Genomic DNA, 18,456 nt, shown 5'->3' on the forward strand with positions numbered 1-18,456 from the left:
TGGAAATGGCTTTTTAATCCTCCGGCCATGTCCAGGACGGCCAGTAATAGCCCTGGCCGAGTTCTGCGCCTGCCTGCAGTGCCCAGGTACAATCCTGCTCAGTCTCAATACCTTCAATAAGCACTTTCCCGGCAAGCTGAAAGCACCGGGACACCAGTTGCCGTAGCACGGGCGTGGCGCGTAAACGCCAGAATGCATCCTTATCGATTTTTACGCCGCTTAACGGTAACTGGCAGGATAAAAAGGGCGGGATGAGTGTTTCATCAATGTCATCCAGCCAGATACCGTGACCTTGTCTTATGAGCTGCAACAGGCTCCGGGTAACGGTCTGCCTCTGCGCGGCTGACAGCGTTAAAAAAGCACTGGGGTCGACAAGTTCAATATTCAGCGGCGGACATTTTATCCGGCTAAGCCGCTGAAAAGCGTCGGGCTCTGTCAGGACGGTTATCGGCAGATTAATGAAAAAATTATTACAGTGCGGGGTATTTTTTAACGCGGTGAGCTGTGCTTCAAGCAGCGTTATCGACCAGTCTGCAGACTGATGGCGGAAAAAGGCTTCGCTATGCTGCGTTTCAGACAGGACGCTAAGGACCTCCACGCCGACCCTGCGTAAAGAGGAGAGGGCGACGATGGGCTCAAGTTTGATGCCGACGATGTCCTGAGAAAGGTACTGTAACCGGGGGGGCGTATAGGTCAGGTTTTGCGCTGTCACTCCATGGTCCTGTTGTCTGTCAGCCTCCAGGCGGCCGGGATACCTAACACTAGTGTGACGAGCTGACGCTCAGGAAAACAGCAGGCGTTACTTAAATGCAACTAAGCCTTTTCGCAGCGCGAAATTCTACGACGGAAAAGCGATGAATGTTGAAAAAACAGCCGTATTTACAATCGGCTAGCGGTAATTGCCCCTGAAAGCCGAAAAGGCATTGACTCACCTGTCATTGACCGTATAATTCCAGGCGTTTCACCACCGCGAAGTTCACTCTTCTCAGTGCGCCCTTAGCTCAGTTGGATAGAGCAACGGCCTTCTAAGCCGTAGGTCGTAGGTTCGAATCCTACAGGGCGTGCCATTTACTGCCTTCACCCTTTTTCGCTTCCACTCTCCCGTTTTACGCTAAATACACGTTTATGCCGATCTCATTCTGTCGATTAAATAATCGGGAAATAAATAGAACGCTAATGAATATTTGTTATTTTTCCAGCCTAAGGTTTTCTTAATCTTTATTTCATCCATTTTTATAATCTGGATTTTTATCATATTTATCCGCTGTATAAGAATATTTTACACTTTTACGACTAAACTTGATTGATACTAATTATCATTAGCGTTTTTGTATGCTTTAATCCTGTCCCACAACGCTATGCGTGGTAAATCACCCTGGTCTATAAAGGATATGTTCATGAATTCTCGCCTGTTGTCATGCTTCTCGCTTGCCTTGTTGTCTTCATCTCTTTTCCTTTCCACACAAGCACTTGCCGCTGATAACAACGAAGGTATCGTTGTTTATAACGCGCAGCATGAAAATCTGGTGAAGGCGTGGGTTGACGGTTTTACCAAAGAAACGGGTATTAAGGTGACGCTGCGTAATGGCGATGACAGCGAGTTGGGTAATCAGCTGGTTCAGGAAGGCACGGCATCACCTGCAGACGTGTTTCTGACGGAAAACTCGCCATCAATGGTTCTGGTGGATAATGCCAAACTGTTCGCGCCACTGGATGCAGAGACCCTGAAGCAGGTGCCTGCGGAATTTCGTCCTGCGCACGGCCGCTGGATCGGGATTGCTGCGCGTAGCACGGTGTTTGTCTATAACCCGGAAAAATTGAGCGAACAGCAATTGCCAACATCGCTGATGGATCTGGCGAAACCTGAGTGGAAAGGCCGCTGGGCGGCATCGCCGTCAGGCGCGGATTTCCAGGCGATCGTGAGTGCGATGCTGGCCCTGAAAGGCGAGCAGGCCACCCTTGAGTGGCTGAAGGCGATGAAAACCAATTTTGTGGCCTACAAAGGTAACAGCACCGTGATGAAAGCCGTTAACGCCGGCCAGATTGATGGCGGTGTGATTTATCACTACTACCGTTTTGTCGATCAGTCCAAAACGGGTGAAAACAGCAAAAACACCCAACTCTACTACTTCAAACATCAGGATCCGGGTGCCTTTGTCAGCCTTTCCGGCGGTGGCGTACTGGCGTCCAGCAAACACAAAGAACAGGCTCAGGCATTCATCAAGTGGATCACCGGTAAAGAAGGTCAGGAGAGCCTGCGCACCAACAATGCGTTTGAATATGCGGTTGGCGTGAACGCGGCTTCTAACCCGAAACTGGTTCCGCTGAAAGATCTGGATGCGCCGAAAGTGGAACCTTCAACGCTTAACAGCAAAAAAGTTATCGAGCTGATGACGCAAGCCGGCCTGCTGTGATCCTGAGAGTTAAGTGAACGCCTTATGTCTGGTCTGAGTCTCGACATCGGAAAAAACAGGATGCAGGAGCCTGCCCGCAGGCGACCTGCGCTGCCGATGGTTGCGTTAGCTGTCTTATTTTCATTAATGGCGCTTCTGCCTCTGGGTTTTATCATTGCCATTGGCATTGAGACGGGCTGGGAGACCATTAAGACGCTGGTGTTCCGCCCGCGTGTTGCTGAACTGCTCAGCAACACGCTGTGGCTGACGGCCTTAGCGGTTCCGCTTTGTATTGTGACCGGCGTGGCGATAGCCTGGCTCACGGAGCGTACCCGGCTGGCCGGGCGGGGAATATGGTCTGCGCTGGCTGTCGCCCCGCTGGCAATCCCCGCGTTTGTACAAAGCTATGCCTGGGTGAGCGTCGTCCCCTCCCTGCACGGTCTTTCCGCGGGAGTATTTCTCTCTGTTTTAGCCTACTACCCGTTTATCTACATGCCGGTTGCCGCGGTACTGCGCCGCCTCGATCCGACGCTTGAAGATGTGGCCGCGTCGCTCGGCACGCCGCCGTGGCGGGTCTTTTTCCGCGTAGTGTTGCCGCAGCTCAAGCTTGCTATCTGCGGCGGGGCGCTGCTGGTCGCGCTGCACCTGCTGGCGGAATACGGCCTGTACGTGATGATCCGCTTTGATACGTTCACCACCGCGATTTATGACCAGTTTCAGTCTACCTTCAGCGGCCCGGCAGCCAATATGCTGGCGGGTGTGCTGGCCTTATGCTGTCTGGCCATCTTAATGCTGGAAGGGGTGACGCGTGGAAAAGCACGCTATGCGCGCATCGGCGGCGGGGCCGCACGTGAACAGAAACGCTGGCCGCTCAAGCCGGTCGCGGCCACGCTGGGCCAGCTGTTTTTCCTCACGCTGATCGTGCTGGCGCTGGGCGTACCGTTAATTGTGCTCTGTCGCTGGGTCTGGCTGGGCGGTATTGAGAACTGGATGAGCGTGGACCTCTGGCACTCCCTGCGCCAGACGCTCATGCTCGGCGTGGGTGGCGCACTGCTGACCACGGCCTGCGTGATCCCCATTGCGTGGCTCGGTATCCGTTATCCGCACCGCGTCTTCCGGATGCTGGAAGGGTGTATCTACATCACCAGCTCGCTGCCGGGGATTGTGACCGCTCTCGCGCTGGTAACGGTGACGATTCATTACGCCCGCCCCATTTATCAGACGGAAATTACGCTCTTCCTCGCCTATCTGCTGATGTTTATGCCCCGCGCGCTCATCAACCTGCGGGCCGGGATTGCACAGGCGCCGGTAGAGCTGGAAAACGTGGCGCGTAGCCTTGGCAGCACGCCTGCGAAGGCGCTGTGGAGCGTCACCATGCGGCTGGCCGCGCCGGGTGCCGCCGCGGGGGCTGCGCTTGTTTTCCTCGGCGTCAGCAACGAACTGACCGCCACGCTGCTGCTCTCCCCGCTGGGAACGCGCACGCTTTCCACCGGCTTCTGGGCGCTGACCAGTGAGATCGATTATGTTGCCGCCGCGCCGTACGCGATGCTGATGATCCTGATTTCACTCCCGCTGACCGCCATCCTCTACGTGCAGTCGAAAAAAATTGCAGGACTATGACATGCTTGAATTAACGTCCATTTCTAAATCCTTTTCCGGTGTGCAGGTGCTCGACAGCTTAAACCTGAGCGTTGCGCCGGGGAGCCGGACGGCGATAGTCGGGCCGTCCGGGTCAGGGAAAACGACGCTGCTGCGCATTCTTGCCGGCTTTGAAACGCCGGACGCCGGGCGGATAGTGATGCAGGGCCGAACGCTGTTTGACGAAAACAGCTTCGTTCCCGCTCATCTGCGCGGCATTGGCTTTGTTCCCCAGGAGGGGGCGTTATTCCCGCATCTCAGCGTTGCAGACAACATTGCCTGGGGGCTGGACGGCACGCGCCACGAAAAGCGCCAGCGCGTAGAGGCGCTGATGGAGATGGTGTCGCTGGACAGGCAGCTCGCGACCCACTGGCCGCATGAGATTTCTGGCGGACAGCAGCAGCGTGTGGCGCTCGCCCGCGCGCTGGCTCAGCGTCCTTCATTGATGCTGCTGGATGAGCCGTTCTCGGCGCTCGATACCGGTCTTCGCGCCATGACCCGCAAAGCGACCGCTGACCTGCTGGCGGAAGCGGGCGTTGCCTCGATTCTGGTGACGCACGATCAAAACGAAGCATTATCTTTTGCCACCCAGGTGGCAGTAATGCGTTCCGGGCGCTTTACCCAGGTGGGTACCCCGTATGACGTCTACACTCAGCCCGTTGATGAAGAGACCGCGCTGTTTCTGGGCGACGCGGTGATCCTGCCCGCTCAGCTTACCGCCGGCCATGCGGTGTGCGCGCTGGGTGAGATCCCCACCAACAATACGCATGCCACCGGGCAGGGCCGCGTCATGATGCGCCCAGAACAACTGCGCGTGACGGCGTGTGCGCCGCATGAAAGCCCGGTGTCGATAATTGATGTCGATTTTACCGGTCATTTGTCCACGCTCACCCTGGCGTTTGCCGGGCATCAGGAGCCTGTTGTTCTGAAGACTGTAAGCCAGCCTGGCTGGAATCCGGGTACGGCTGTGCGTATTGATGTTGCGGGAACCGCCCGCGTTTTATCGTTCTCCCGCCGCGCCTGAAAGACCGTCCCGGAAACGGGGCGGTTATGCCACGCTATCCCGTCCATACGTCCTCCTGCTTTCCCGCGCCTGTTAACCGATTTTCTCACGCAGTGACGTGCGTTTACGCTTGCCAACAATCATGTAATGCGTATAGTTCTCATTTGCATTGCACTTGATTACATTCTAAGGCCCGACAACGGGCCCTTTTTGCGCGCACGTTTAATGAGTTAATTATGAACAACACGAAAAGGCATAAAACGCTGCTGGCTCTCGCCATTGGCGCGGTCACGCACTCCGCCCTGGCGGCGGATGAAAAGAAAGAAGACACCCTGATTGTCCAGTCTGCGCCTGCCAGCGATTTTAAACCCGGCGGCGACCAGCTTGTGCCGGCGTTCCTTGACGGGCAGGTGGCGAACGGTGGACGCATGGGGATGCTGGGGCAGCAGAACGCCATGGACGTGCCGTTTAATATCATCAGCTACACCTCGAAGCTGGTAGAAGATCAGCAGGCGAAAACCATTGCTGATGTGGTCGCTAACGACGCGGGGGTGCAGTACGTGCAGGGTTACGGCAACAGTGCCGAAACCTTCCGTATCCGTGGCCTGAAGTTTGACGGAGATGACATGACCTTCGGCGGCCTGTCCGGCGTTCTGCCGCGTCAGGTGGTGGATGCGCAGATGGTCGACCGCATTGAGATTTTTAAAGGGGCAAACGCCCTGATGAACGGCGCGGCAAGTTCAGGCGTGGGGGGAATGATTAACCTTGAGCCGAAACATGCGGATGAAACGCCGCAGGCAAAAGTGGGCGTCGATTACACCTCCGATTCCCAGTTTGGCACTACGCTGGATGCGGGCCGTCGCTATGGGGACAACGACCAGTTTGGCGCGCGCGTGAACCTCGTTCATCGCGAAGGGGAAAGCGGGGTGCCCAACGATCGCCGCCGCACTACGCTGCTCTCCACCGGCCTCGACTACAAAGGCGACAATTTCCGCACCTCGCTGGATGTGGGGTATCAGAAGAAAACCTTCCATGGCAGCCCGACCAGCGTCAATATCTCCGCCGTGGATTTCGTGCCTGAACCGCCGAAAAACGATCGCAACTTCTCGCAGAAATGGGCCTACAGCAACATCGAAAATGAATTCGGGATGTGGCGCAGCGAGTACGACATTACCGATAACTGGACGGCCTATACCGGCCTCGGCGCACAGCACGCTCACGAAGAAGGGATTTACAGCGCGCCGAAGCTGCTGGATAAAAGCGGTAAGGCGACGGTCAGCCGTCTTGATACCAACCGCATCAGCGATTCCGTCAGCGGGATGGCGGGTATTCGCGGTAACTTTGCTACCGGCTTCGTAACGCATAAAGTCAACGTCGGTTACTCCGCGATGACCAAAAACGAAAAAATCGGCTGGAAAATGTCGTCGGCGGCGGATAACCCAACCACCAATATCTATCACAATACCGGTGTGGATATGCCGGACAGCTCCAGTTTCAACGGCTTAGGCGGAAATTACAGCGATCCGCTCACCAGCGGGCGTACCCGGACGCAGGGCTGGCTGTTGAGTGATACGCTGGGCGTGCTGGACGACAAACTGCTGTTTACCGCCGGGGCGCGTCATCAGAAGGTGGTCATTCGCGGATACAACAAAATTACCGGGCAGGAAAATAAAGCAGACGGTTTCGACGGCAGCCGCTGGATGCCTACCTACGGCGTGGTTTACAAGCCGTGGGAGGCGATCTCCCTGTATGCCAACCACACCGAAGCGCTGCAGCCGGGTCAATCAGCCCCTAACACCGCCACCAACTACGGGCAGAGCACCGGCATCGTTCACTCTAAGCAGAACGAAGTGGGCGTGAAGGCGGATTTTGGTCGCGTGGGCGGCTCCCTGGCGCTGTTTGAGATCAAAATGCCGTCGGCGATCCTCAACAGCAACGGTCATTATGGTCTTGATGCCGAGCAGCGTAACCGCGGCGTGGAGCTGAATGTGTTCGGTGAGCCCCTGCTGGGCGTCCGTCTGAACGCCAGCGCTACCTGGCTGCAGGCGGAGCTGACCAAAACCAACAACGGCCTCAACCAGGGTAATGATGCGATTGGCGTTCCGAATTTCTATGCCGTTCTGGGCGCAGAGTATGACATCAAACCGATTGATGGCCTGACCGCTACCGCGCGCGTGAACCACTCCGGCACGCAATACGCGGACCTGGCGAACACCAAAAAGCTGGACAGCTATACTACGCTGGATCTGGGTATGCGTTATCGCTTCGCCGTTAACCACAATCAAAATCAGATGACGGTGCGTGCGGGTATCGACAACGTGACCAATGAAAACTACTGGTCCAGCGTGGATGATTCAGGTACCTACATTACCCAGGGCGAACCGCGTACCTTTAAAGTCTCGGTGGGCTACGCATTCTGAGAACGCCGCTCGTTATCCGGGGCAGGGATGCCCCATTCCCTTGCTACCACCAGCCTGAAGTGTTAAAACGTGCCCCTTCTAAAAAAGAGACAGGGGTAGGGCGTGAAAGACGCGTCATCCGCTTCAGGCACCGGTAGCGCTGAAGCTTCGTCGGAACAGAATCCGACGCTGCAACGTGGTTTGCAAAATCGACATATACAGTTAATTGCCCTCGGTGGGGCTATCGGTACCGGGCTGTTTCTCGGCATCGGCCCGGCCATTCAGATGGCGGGGCCGGCGGTATTGCTGGGTTATGCCCTCGCCGGGATTATCGCCTTCCTGATCATGCGCCAGCTCGGCGAGATGGTCGTCGAAGAGCCTGTGTCAGGCTCGTTCGCGCACTTTGCGTATAAATACTGGGGCCCGTTTGCGGGGTTCCTCTCCGGCTGGAACTACTGGGTGATGTTTGTGCTGGTGGGGATGGCAGAGCTGACCGCTGCTGGCATCTACATGCAGTACTGGCTCCCGGATGTGCCCACCTGGATTTGGGCGGCGGCCTTCTTCATCATCATTAATGCCATCAACCTTGTGAACGTCCGTTTGTACGGTGAAACCGAGTTCTGGTTTGCGCTCATCAAGGTGCTGGCGATTATCGGCATGATCGGTTTTGGCCTGTGGTTGCTGTTCTCGGGTCATGGCGGTGAGCGTGCCACGATCGACAACCTGTGGCAGCACGGGGGGTTCCTGGCGACCGGCTGGAAGGGGCTTATCCTTTCGCTGGCGGTGATCATGTTCTCTTTCGGCGGGCTGGAGCTGATTGGTATCACTGCCGCTGAAGCGCGCGACCCGCATAAAAGCATTCCGAAAGCGGTCAACCAGGTGGTGTACCGTATTCTGCTGTTCTACATCGGTTCGCTGGTGGTATTGCTCGCGCTCTATCCCTGGGTTGAGGTGAAATCAAACAGCAGTCCGTTTGTGATGATTTTCCACGATCTCAACAGCAATGTGGTGGCCTCAGCATTGAACTTCGTTATTCTGGTGGCGTCACTTTCGGTCTATAACAGCGGCGTCTACTCCAACAGTCGAATGCTGTTTGGCCTCTCCGTGCAGGGGAATGCGCCGAAGTTCTTAACCCGCGTCAGCCGTCGCGGCGTGCCGGTGAATTCTCTGCTGTTGTCCGGTGCGATCACCTCTTTGGTGGTGGTGATCAACTACCTGCTGCCAAAAGAGGCGTTTGGGCTGCTGATGGCGCTGGTGGTTGCCACCCTGCTGCTGAACTGGATCATGATCTGCCTGGCGCACCTGCGTTTTCGTGCCGCGATGCGTCGCAAGGGACGTGAGACGCAGTTTAAAGCGCTGCTTTATCCGGCAGGAAACTATCTCTGCATTGCTTTCCTCGGGTTGATCCTTGTGCTGATGTGCACCATGGACGACATGCGGCTTTCCGCGATGCTGCTCCCGGTGTGGGTCATCTTCCTGTTTGTGGCATTTAAACTTTCCCGTAAGCAATAATGCATGCCGCCCTCTCCCGGTGGGAGAGGGCGAGCCGTCTGGTTTCTCATCCCAACGCGATTAACCTCTTTATCGTGACCCCTCTCCCAAATCTCTCCTGATCCACAGGATCTTTATTTTGTAATCGATTACTTTCCATGTGAGGGTATTTGTAATCGATTACTTTTCTAGGGTGAGGCTCATTATGGTGTCAACAACTGAAAGTAGTGGAAAGGTGATAGGGCAGCACCGGCTGCTGGTTCCGCGTCTGTCGCTGATGATGTTTCTGCAGTTTTTTATCTGGGGTAGCTGGTCGGTCACGCTGGGTCTGGTGATGACCCAGCACAACATGTCGTTGCTGATTGGTGATGCGTTCTCCGCTGGGCCCATCGCCTCTATTTTGTCGCCGTTCGTGCTCGGGATGCTGGTGGATCGCTTCTTCGCCTCGCAGAAGGTGATGGCGGTAATGCACCTGGCGGGCGCGACTATCCTGTGGTTCGTTCCGGGGGCGCTGATCGCTGAAAATGGTGCGCTGCTGATTGGCCTGCTGTTTGGCTACACGCTTTGCTATATGCCGACGCTGGCGTTAACGAACAACATCGCGTTTCACAGCCTGGCAAATGTCGATAAAACCTTCCCGGTGGTGCGCGTGTTCGGCACTATCGGCTGGATTGTCGCGGGGATCTTTATCGGCGTTACCGGCGTGGCCTCCAGCGTCACGATCTTCCAGGTTGCGGCGGCGAGCTCCGTGCTGCTGGCGCTCTACAGCCTGACGCTGCCGCACACGCCCGCCCCGGCAAAAGGGCTGCCGGTCCAGATTCGCGATCTGTTCTGCGCTGATGCGTTTGCCCTGCTGAAAACCCGCCACTTCCTGGTCTTTTCCGTCTGCGCAATGCTGATTTCCGTGCCGCTTGGCACCTACTACGCTTACACCGCCTCGTATCTGGCGGATGCCGGGATTGCTGATGTCAGCACCGCGATGTCGTTCGGCCAGATGTCAGAGATTGTCTTCATGCTGGTGATCCCGCTGCTTTTCCGTCGTCTGGGCGTGAAAGTTATGCTGCTGGTCGGCATGCTGGCGTGGTTTGTCCGTTACGCGATGTTTGCCATGGGGGTGAGTGAGGAGGGACGTTTCCTGCTCTATCTCGGCATCCTGCTGCACGGTGTGTGCTATGACTTCTTCTTTGTGGTGGGCTTTATCTATACCGATCGCGTGGCGGGCGAAAAGGTGAAAGGCCAGGCGCAGAGCATGATCGTGATGTTCACCTACGGCATCGGCATGCTGCTTGGTTCGCAGATTTCTGGCGCGCTGTATAACCGTCTGGTGGCGGGACAGGCCGTGCCGCAGGCGTGGGTCACCTTCTGGTGGATCCCGGCGGTGGCGGCAGCGGTGATTGCGCTGATTTTCCTTCTCACGTTCAAATATGACGATGACAAGGCGTAACGTTCAGGAGGTGGTATGAGAACGATTAAGGGACCCGGTATTTTCCTGTCGCAGTTTATCAGCGCAGAAGCGCCGTTTAACTCGCTGGATGGGCTGGCAGGCTGGGCAGCAGGTAAGGGCTACAAAGCCGTGCAGATCCCCTGCAATCATCCGCACATTTTTGACGTGGAGAAAGCGGCTGAGAGCCAGGCTTACTGTGACGACATTACCGGCACGCTGGCGGAGCACGGACTGGCGATCAGCGAGCTGTCGACTCATCTGGAAGGGCAGCTTATTGCGGTGAACCCGGTCTACGGCGACGCGTTTGACCATTTCGCGCCGGCAGACGTGCGGGGTAACGACGCGGCCCGTCGGGCGTGGGCAACCAGCAAACTGAATCAGGCGGCTGCAGCCTCCGCAAAATTAGGCCTGACAGCGCACGCCACTTTTTCTGGATCGCTGGCGTGGCCATTTTTCTACCCGTGGCCGCCGCACAACGCGCAGCGTTTTCAGGACGCTTTCCAGACGCTGGCAACCCGCTGGCGGCCCATTCTGGACACCTTTGATGAGCACGGCGTCGATGTCTGTTATGAGCTGCATCCGGGGGAAGATCTGCATGACGGCGTGACGTTTGAGCGTTTTCTGGCGCTGGTAGACAACCACCCGCGCTGCAATATTCTCTACGATCCCAGCCATATGCTGCTTCAGCAGATGGACTACCTGACGTTTATCGATCTCTACCATGCGCGCATTAAAGCGTTTCACGTCAAAGATGCAGAGTTTCGTCCCAACGGGCGCAGCGGTGCATACGGTGGCTACCAGTCGTGGATCCATCGCGCGGGTCGCTTCCGGTCGCCGGGCGACGGGCAGATCGACTTCACCGGTATTTTCAGCAAACTGACCCAGTACGACTACGAGGGCTGGGCAGTGCTGGAGTGGGAGTGCTGTCTTAAGGATGGCGATACCGGTGCCCGCGAAGGCAGCGAATTTATCCGTCGTCATATCATTCCGGTATCCGGGCGCGCGTTTGACGATTTCGCCGCGGGAGGCAGCCATGATTAACGTCGGGATCGTCGGCAGCGGCTTTATCGGCCCGGCGCACATTGAGGCGCTGCGGCGTCTCGGCAGTGTGCAGGTGGTCGCCCTGTGCGACAGCTCGCTTTCACAAGCGCAGGAAAAGGCGCGCCAGCTGAATGTGCCCCATGCTTACGGGAACGTTGAGGCGCTGCTCGCCCATCCGGATCTGCACGTGGTGCATAACTGCACGCCAAACCATCTGCACGCAGAGATTAACCGCCAGATTTTGCGGGCGGGTAAGCATGTTTTTTCCGAAAAGCCGCTGTGTATGACCCCGGAAGAGGCCCGCGAGCTGGTGGCACTGGCTGAGCAGGCGGGCGTGGTACACGGCGTCAGCTTTGTCTATCGCCAGTTTGCGATGGTGCGCCAGGCGGCCAGCATGAGGCGCGAGGGCAGTCTCGGTCGGCTGTTTGCCACGCATGGCAGCTACCTGCAGGACTGGATGCTGCTGGAAACCGACTACAACTGGCGGGTGGATGCCACGCTGGGCGGTGCGTCGCGCGCGGTGGCGGATATTGGCTCCCACTGGTGTGACACGGTGCAGTTTGTGACCGGGCGGCGGATCACCGACGTGATGGCCGACCTCACCATCGTCTGGCCAACGCGCAAGGCCAGTGCGGCGGGAAACCGGACCTTCACGAATGATCGCAGCGCGAACGATGAAGACAAACCGGTCACCACCGAAGATTTTGGCTCGGTGCTGGTGCGCTTCGACGATGGCAGCAAAGGCAGCTTTAACGTCTCGCAGGTCAGCGCCGGGCGCAAAAATCGGCTGACGTTTGAAATTAACGGCAGCGAACGGTCCGTGGCGTGGGATCAGGAGGTGCCGCAGCAACTCTGGATCGGCCATCGCGCGCAGGCAAACCAGACCCTCTCCGACGATCCAAACCTGATGAACCGTGACGTGGCCGAAAGCGCCCATTTTCCCGGCGGACATATCGAAGGCTGGCCTGATGCCTTTAAAAATATGATGGCGCAATTTTACCGCGCCGTGATGCAGGGGGAGATGCCGGCACAGCCGCTGTTTGCGACGTTCCATGACGGCGCGAACGTCATGTATATCATTGATGCGATAGTGAAAAGCCATCAGCAGCAGCGCTGGGTGCGCGTTGCCTATTGACGCGTTGCCCGGTTCGCCGGGCAACGAATTTATGGTAGCCTGCATAAAACGTTAACCGCAGGAAATGCCGTCGCTATGTCCATTCAGAAAATCGCTCAGCTTGCCGGGGTGTCCGTGGCAACGGTCTCTCGCGTGCTTAACAACAGCGATACCGTGAAAGCGAAAAACCGCGAACGCGTCCTGCAGGCGATCAAAGAGAGTAATTACCAGCCCAACCTGCTGGCGCGCCAGCTGCGGACTGCCCGCAGCTATATGATTCTGGTAATGGTGTCGAACATCGCTAACCCGTTCTGCGCCGAAGTGGTGAAAGGCATTGAAGAGGAAGCCGAAAAGAACGGCTACCGCATTCTGCTGTGCAACTCCGGCTCTGACATTGAACGCTCGCGTTCGGGGCTGAGTTTGCTGTCCGGTAAAATTGTCGACGGCATTATCACCATGGATGCCTTCTCAAAGCTTCCTGAACTGGCCGCCCTGATTGGCGCCGCGCCGTGGGTGCAGTGCGCCGAATACGCCGATGCCGGTGCGGTCTCCTGCGTCGGGATTAACGATGTGGACGCCTCGCAGCATGCCGTCAGCCAGCTTGCCGACGGCGGGCGCGGGCGGATCGCGATGATTAACCACGACCTGAGTTATAAATATGCCCGCCTGCGCGAGCGTGGCTATAAGAGCGTTATCCACCTGAAAGATCTGGCTTACCAGGCGGTGGAATACGCCAGCGATCTCAGCTTCGGCGCCGGAATGGCGGCGATGCAAAACCTGCTGAAGGAAAACCCGCCTGACGCGGTCTTTGCCGTTTCCGATACCCTGGCGGCAGGCGCATTGCATGCGATCCAGCAGGCGGGATTACGCGTGCCGGAAGACATTGCGGTAGTCGGGTTTGACGGTACGGAACTGGCGGAGATGATTTCGCTCACCACCATCGAACAGCCGTCGCGGGATATTGGGCGCAAGGCGGTCGATTTGTTGTTGAATAAAATCGATAACCCGGATGCGCCCACAGAAAGAGTGATGATGGACTGGCGCTTTATCTCCCGCGCCAGCGCCTGATTATTTCGCTATTACGCCAGCCAGCGAGCGAATATCGTTTCCGGTCGGAGACTGATGAATACGCAGACCAAATTCATCCACCACCGCGAATATATGGTCGAAAATATCGGCCTGAATCGCCTCATATTCCGCCCAGACGACCGTGTTAGTGAACGCGTATATTTCAACTGGCAGCCCGTTAGCTTCTGGCGCTAACTGGCGAACCATCAGCGTCATATCTTTACGGATCCGCGGGTGATTACGCAGATATTCATTTAAATAGGCGCGGAAGGTTCCAATATTGGTCATTTTGCGCAGGTTCAGCACCGATTCGCCTTCACCGTTTTCCTGATTCCAGAGCGAAATTTCTTCGTGACGCGCCGCCATGTACGGCTTAAGCAGCTTCGCCTGAATCAGCTGCTGTTGCTCCTGCTCGTCGAGGAAGTGGATGCTGGTGGTGTCTATATTCAGGCTACGCTTGATGCGTCTCCCGCCGGAGGCCGACATGCCGCTCCAGTTGATAAAGGCATCAGAGACCAGCGCCCAGGTCGGAATGGTGGTGATGGTGTTGTCGAAGTTGCGCACCTTCACGGTGGTCAGGCCGATGTCTGTGACCGTGCCGTTGGCTCCGTATTTTGGCATCTCCAGCCAGTCACCGAGTTTAAGCATGTCATTGGCGGAGAGCTGGATCCCGGCGACAAGCCCGAGGATCGGGTCTTTAAACACCAGCATTAACACCGCCGCCATGGCGCCCAGGCCGCTAATCAGAATGGCTGGCGACTGACCAATCAGCAACGAGATAATTAAAATCCCCACCAGAATAGCGCTCACCAGTTTTATCCCCTGGAAGATGCCCTTCAGCGGGAGCTGCGAGGCTGTCGCCATCTTTTGCGAAAGATTGAAAATGACGTCCAGCAGCGAGAAGAACGAGAGCAGGGCATACACCATCACCCACAGCCTGGCGCAGGTGGTGAGCATTTCCGCGGCTTCGCTGCCTTTTTGCAGCCACAGTACCGCCTGAACGTTGACAATTATCCCCTGCAGGGTAAAAGCGACGCGGTGAAATAACTTGTTCTGGGTAATGATTTGCAACCATAAATGGCTGCTGGCCTGCGCGCGCTTCTCAAAGGCCCGCAGGACCACTTTGTGCAGAATAAAATGAACGATGAGTGCGGTAAGAAAAATAATACCAAAGATAATCACTAAAGAGGTGGTGTGATTAATTTCAATGCCTAACTCTTCAACCTGAGCAATTAATTCCTGCATAACGTCTCCTGTATTGATGCAGCCCCATAATGGCGGCTGCGGATCTATTATGCAAATTCGTCAGGGTTATTTGACGGCGTGGCAGGTCGTCACCACCGGCAGGCACAGCCGATGGCGAACCCGCAGCGTCGCCAGCGCGAGGATCACCATCAGGCCAGTTTCCACCGCGAGGAAGAGGGTGATCGCCTGAGTGTAATCTCCGTGATGATTTTGCAGACCGTGCAGCAAAATCGCGCCAAAGATGGCCGGGCCGAGTCCAAGTGCCGCCTGCTGCAGCGTGCTCAAAATGGCGCTCGCCGCCCCGGCGTCATCAGGCTGAATATCGCGCATGCCAATACGATAAAAACTGTTCACGATCAGCGCCTGACCGTAGCCGACCAGCCCGGTCGCGGGTGCCAGCGTCAGCGCGGTATTGTGCATTCCCCAGAGGCGGAAGGTGACAATCAGCGCCAGCAGGCCCGCTATCTGGATCGCCAGACCGGTCAGCAGAATGGTACTGGTGCTGTAGCGGGCAATCAGACGCGGGGCAAACCACGCTGAAATAAAGTAGGTAACACCCAGGGCGATAAAACTGTTGCCAGACTGCCACGGCGCCATCCCCAGACCGGTTTGCATGGTTAACGCCATGCAGAACATAAAGCCGGACCAGACGCTAAAAAAGAGCAACGCAATCAGCACGCCAAAGCGGATACTGCGCAACTGCAGCAGGCGCGGCGGGATCAGCGGATGTGCATCGTCCCGCTCTTTTTTGCGGGCGTTGAGGGCCATTAACCCGGCAAGCGGAATAATGGCGATAAGCGCGACCTTGAGCGGCCAGGACCAGTGCCACTGCGGGCCAAGCGCCATCGGGAACAGCAGGCAGCAGAGGATGATCGCCAGCAGGACGGTGCCCGTCCAGTCAATGCTTGATGGCGTGTCGCGGCGGGTTTCCGGCACGTAGCGGCGGCTCATGGCCAGCACCACCAGACAAATCGGCACGTTGATAAAGAAGGCGTTGCGCCAGCCGAGGCCGGCAATGTCCGCCGATACCAGCCAGCCTCCGCCCATCTGGCCGACGATAAACGCGATGCCGCCGATGCCGCCAAAGAGGCTGATGGCCTTCGCGTGGGCCGTGCCTTTCAGCGTTACGTGCAGGGTGGCGAGAATTTGCGGCATGATCAGCGCCGCGCCAGCCCCCTGAAGAATACGGGCGCCCAGCAGTTGTTCAATGTTGCCTGCCATTCCGCACAGCAGCGAGGCCAGGCCAAAGCTCGCCACGCCCCACATGAAAAGACGACGGCGGCCAAGGTTATCCCCCAGCTTGCTGCCGAGGGCAAGGCAGACGGCAAAGGCCACACCGTAAAGGGCCACAATTAATTCCAGCTCGGTGGCCGTAGCGTGCAGCGAATGGGTGATAGCATCCAGCGCCACGTTGGTGATTGAGGTATCAATCAGCGGCAGCATCTGGCCGGTTAACAGCAATATCAGGCCTGCGCGGCCCGGTGAAACGACTGACGTATTCATGGTAACTCCATTGCGTCATTCAACAGATGGTCGTAGCATCAACGATCTGATAAACGGGTACCAGTTCTTGCTTATACTGGTACTGGCACTACCATGCAGGGGGATTTATGGCGCTGATGTCTGAACCCGTCGTCTCGCTCAAGGATGACACCCGAAAACAACTTGGTGCGTTTTTACGCGCCCGACGCGAAAGCCTCGATCCGCAGCGGCTCGGCCTGCCGCGCAGCGGTCGACGCCGCACGCCCGGGCTGCGCCGTGAAGAGGTGGCCCTGCTGGCGGACGTCGGGGTGACCTGGTACACCTGGCTTGAGCAGGGCAGGGACGTCAATCCGTCCAGCGCGGTGATGGCCGCCGTGGCAAAAGCGCTGCAATGTACCCCAACCGAAGCGCGCCATCTTTTTGTGCTGGCCGGGCTACCGCCGGGTGAAGCACCGCAGGCCACCTGCTGTGAAGGGATCAGCGAAGGCACGCGCCGCCTGCTTGATACGTTGATGCCGAAACCGGCCAGCATTCAGAAACCCAATTTCGACATCGTGGCGTGGAACGACAGCTTTGGTCATCTGATGGGGGTCGATTTCAATGCGATCCCCCCGGAAGACCGCAACTGTATTTATCTGTTCCTCACCCACCCGGCATGGCGCGCCCGTCTCGGCAGACGTGACGATGTGCTGCCCGTCTTTGTCTCCTATTTCCGGGCGGCGATGGCCGAGCACCGGGGTGACCCGCTGTGGGAAGCCAAACTGGCGCGCTTCTTTGCGGTGTCTGAGGAGTTTAAAAATCTGTGGCATCAGCGCAATGACGTGCGCGGTGTGGAAAACCAGCTCAAGTTGTTTACCCATCCGGAGCTAGGGGAATTTACCCTGCAGCAGATGTACTGGTACTCTGCTCCACGAAACGGTTCCCGGTTGCTGGTGTATCTGCCAGTGGATGAAGCCGGGGAGAGAGCAATGGAATGGCTGACGGAGCAGGCAAAATGAAGGTTACTGGCAAACAGGAGCGGCTGCTACGCCGCGCACTCAACGAGTGGCAACAGGAAGGCACATTAACCGCTGATGACCATCAGCGGCTGGCCGGTACGCTTCAACGCGTGACCATGGACTGGCAGCGGCTGAGCCGCTATGCCTTCTGGACGGCACTCGCCTGCGTCATTATCGCCATCGGCAGCCTGTTTTCGGACAGCGAAATGATGGCGCGCATTATCGAATTCTTCGCTTTTTCCTCCCTTGCCCGCATCGGGCTGCCGGCACTGATGGCCGTGCTGTTTTATTTGTGGGGCTTCAGCCGCCAGCGGCGGGAGACGCAGTGGCATTACAGTACCGAAGCGATTTTGTTCCTCGGAGTCTTGTTTACCGCCATCGCGCTCTGGCAGCTGGGTGAACGGCTGGATAACGGCAGCGGCCACATCGCGCCCCTGTTCCTGGCCGGCTGTGCCGTCTATGGCCTGGTAGGCTTTTTCGGCCGCTCCGGGCTGGTCTGGCTGTTCTTCTTGCTCTCGCTTGGCAACTGGTTTGGCGCGGAGACGGGCTATATGTCCGGCTGGGGCGCTTACTGGCTGGGGATGAACTATCCGGTGCGCTTTATCTTTTTCGGCGGCGCGCTGCTGGCCCTGTGCTGGATCCTGCGTGCTGTGCTGCAGTCCCGTCATCTCTACACCACCAGTAAAGCGATGGGGCTGACGTATCTCTTTGTCGCCCTGTGGATCATGTCGATATTTGGTAATTACGATATCGATAACTGGTACAGCGTGACCCAGGCCTCATTGCTGCCGTGGGCGCTGCTGTTTGCGGTGGCGGCGGTTCTCTGTATTTACATCAGTCTGAAAACCGACGACGGCATGCTGCGCGGGTTTGGCCTGACGTTCCTGGCCATTAACCTCTATACCCGCTACTTCGAATACTTCTGGGATGGGATGAACAAGGTGGTGTTCTTCCTGATTCTGGCGGCGTCGCTGGCGGTGATAGGGCGGTATGCGGAGCGGATCTGGCATGCCGGGCGTGCGGAGAAGTAAGTTTTACGCGTTTTTATCGGGAAGACGCAGAAAACGCCGTCTGCGTGAGATGCTGGTTCAATGGCGAAACCAGGCAGATGACGCGGGATTGAAAACGGGCCGCAGTTGC

The 18,456-nt window shown here is 57.2% G+C and carries 14 protein-coding genes and 1 tRNA gene; 12 read left to right on the plus strand and 3 right to left on the minus strand.

Translation table 11 applies throughout. The features are described from left to right. Positions 1-13: 13 nt before the first annotated feature. Positions 14-712: an EAL domain-containing protein gene (locus HV242_RS05185; protein WP_047356117.1), complete on the minus strand. Its 699-nt coding sequence runs from the start codon at positions 710-712 to the stop codon at positions 14-16. Positions 713-990: 278 nt separating this feature from the next. Between HV242_RS05185 and HV242_RS05190 the strand changes: the two genes are divergently transcribed. From HV242_RS05190 to HV242_RS05235, 10 genes are all read left to right on the plus strand, one after another. Beyond that, a tRNA-Arg gene (locus tag HV242_RS05190) sits at positions 991-1,067 on the plus strand. Between the two features lie 330 nt (positions 1,068-1,397). Continuing rightward, positions 1,398-2,414, plus strand: coding sequence for an iron ABC transporter substrate-binding protein (locus HV242_RS05195; protein ID WP_032677574.1), 1,017 nt, complete (start codon positions 1,398-1,400; stop codon positions 2,412-2,414). 24 nt (positions 2,415-2,438) lie between these two features. Continuing rightward, on the plus strand, positions 2,439-4,013 hold the full coding sequence (locus tag HV242_RS05200) for an ABC transporter permease (RefSeq protein ID WP_032677575.1): 1,575 nt from the start codon (positions 2,439-2,441) through the stop codon (positions 4,011-4,013). A 1-nt stretch (position 4,014) separates the two neighbouring features. After that, positions 4,015-5,055, plus strand: coding sequence for an ABC transporter ATP-binding protein (locus tag HV242_RS05205; protein ID WP_025204783.1), 1,041 nt, complete (start codon positions 4,015-4,017; stop codon positions 5,053-5,055). 215 nt (positions 5,056-5,270) lie between these two features. Further along, a complete protein-coding gene (locus tag HV242_RS05210; RefSeq protein ID WP_050737445.1) occupies positions 5,271-7,454 on the plus strand; it encodes a TonB-dependent receptor in 2,184 nt (727 codons plus the stop codon). Positions 7,455-7,556: 102 nt separating this feature from the next. After that, positions 7,557-8,945 carry a phenylalanine transporter gene (pheP, locus tag HV242_RS05215; RefSeq protein WP_014168959.1) on the plus strand — a complete coding sequence of 463 codons (1,389 nt, stop codon included), beginning with the start codon at positions 7,557-7,559 and terminating at the stop codon, positions 8,943-8,945. Positions 8,946-9,129: 184 nt separating this feature from the next. After that, on the plus strand, positions 9,130-10,368 hold the full coding sequence (locus HV242_RS05220; RefSeq protein WP_050737444.1) for an MFS transporter: 1,239 nt from the start codon (positions 9,130-9,132) through the stop codon (positions 10,366-10,368). Positions 10,369-10,383: 15 nt separating this feature from the next. Beyond that, complete coding sequence (locus tag HV242_RS05225) at positions 10,384-11,409, plus strand: sugar phosphate isomerase/epimerase family protein (protein WP_050737443.1); 1,026 nt, start codon at positions 10,384-10,386, stop codon at positions 11,407-11,409. Further along, positions 11,402-12,544 carry a Gfo/Idh/MocA family protein gene (locus HV242_RS05230; RefSeq protein ID WP_050737442.1) on the plus strand — a complete coding sequence of 381 codons (1,143 nt, stop codon included), beginning with the start codon at positions 11,402-11,404 and terminating at the stop codon, positions 12,542-12,544. Before HV242_RS05225 ends, HV242_RS05230 begins: the two co-directional genes overlap by 8 nt. A 75-nt stretch (positions 12,545-12,619) precedes the next feature. Then, positions 12,620-13,591: a LacI family DNA-binding transcriptional regulator gene (locus HV242_RS05235; RefSeq protein WP_025204778.1), complete on the plus strand. Its 972-nt coding sequence runs from the start codon at positions 12,620-12,622 to the stop codon at positions 13,589-13,591. Here the strand turns inward: HV242_RS05235 and HV242_RS05240 are convergent, their stop codons facing one another. After that, complete coding sequence (locus HV242_RS05240) at positions 13,592-14,836, minus strand: mechanosensitive ion channel family protein (protein WP_020885139.1); 1,245 nt, start codon at positions 14,834-14,836, stop codon at positions 13,592-13,594. A 66-nt stretch (positions 14,837-14,902) separates the two neighbouring features. Then, a complete protein-coding gene (locus HV242_RS05245) occupies positions 14,903-16,339 on the minus strand; it encodes an MFS transporter (RefSeq protein WP_032681520.1) in 1,437 nt (478 codons plus the stop codon). 107 nt (positions 16,340-16,446) lie between these two features. On the opposite strand from HV242_RS05245, the gene HV242_RS05250 reads away from it, so the two are divergent. Together HV242_RS05250 and HV242_RS05255 are read left to right on the plus strand one after the other, a co-directional pair. Then, positions 16,447-17,316, plus strand: coding sequence for a helix-turn-helix transcriptional regulator (locus tag HV242_RS05250; protein WP_014168966.1), 870 nt, complete (start codon positions 16,447-16,449; stop codon positions 17,314-17,316). Continuing rightward, positions 17,313-18,347 (plus strand): hypothetical protein, encoded by a 1,035-nt coding sequence (locus HV242_RS05255; RefSeq protein ID WP_050737441.1) that lies wholly within the window; start codon positions 17,313-17,315, stop codon positions 18,345-18,347. The genes HV242_RS05250 and HV242_RS05255 overlap by 4 nt, the downstream gene beginning before the upstream one ends. The last annotated feature ends 109 nt before the right edge of the window (positions 18,348-18,456 follow it).

It is taken from the genome of Enterobacter sp. RHBSTW-00593, assembly GCF_013784105.1.
GTDB lineage: Bacteria > Pseudomonadota > Gammaproteobacteria > Enterobacterales > Enterobacteriaceae > Enterobacter > Enterobacter ludwigii.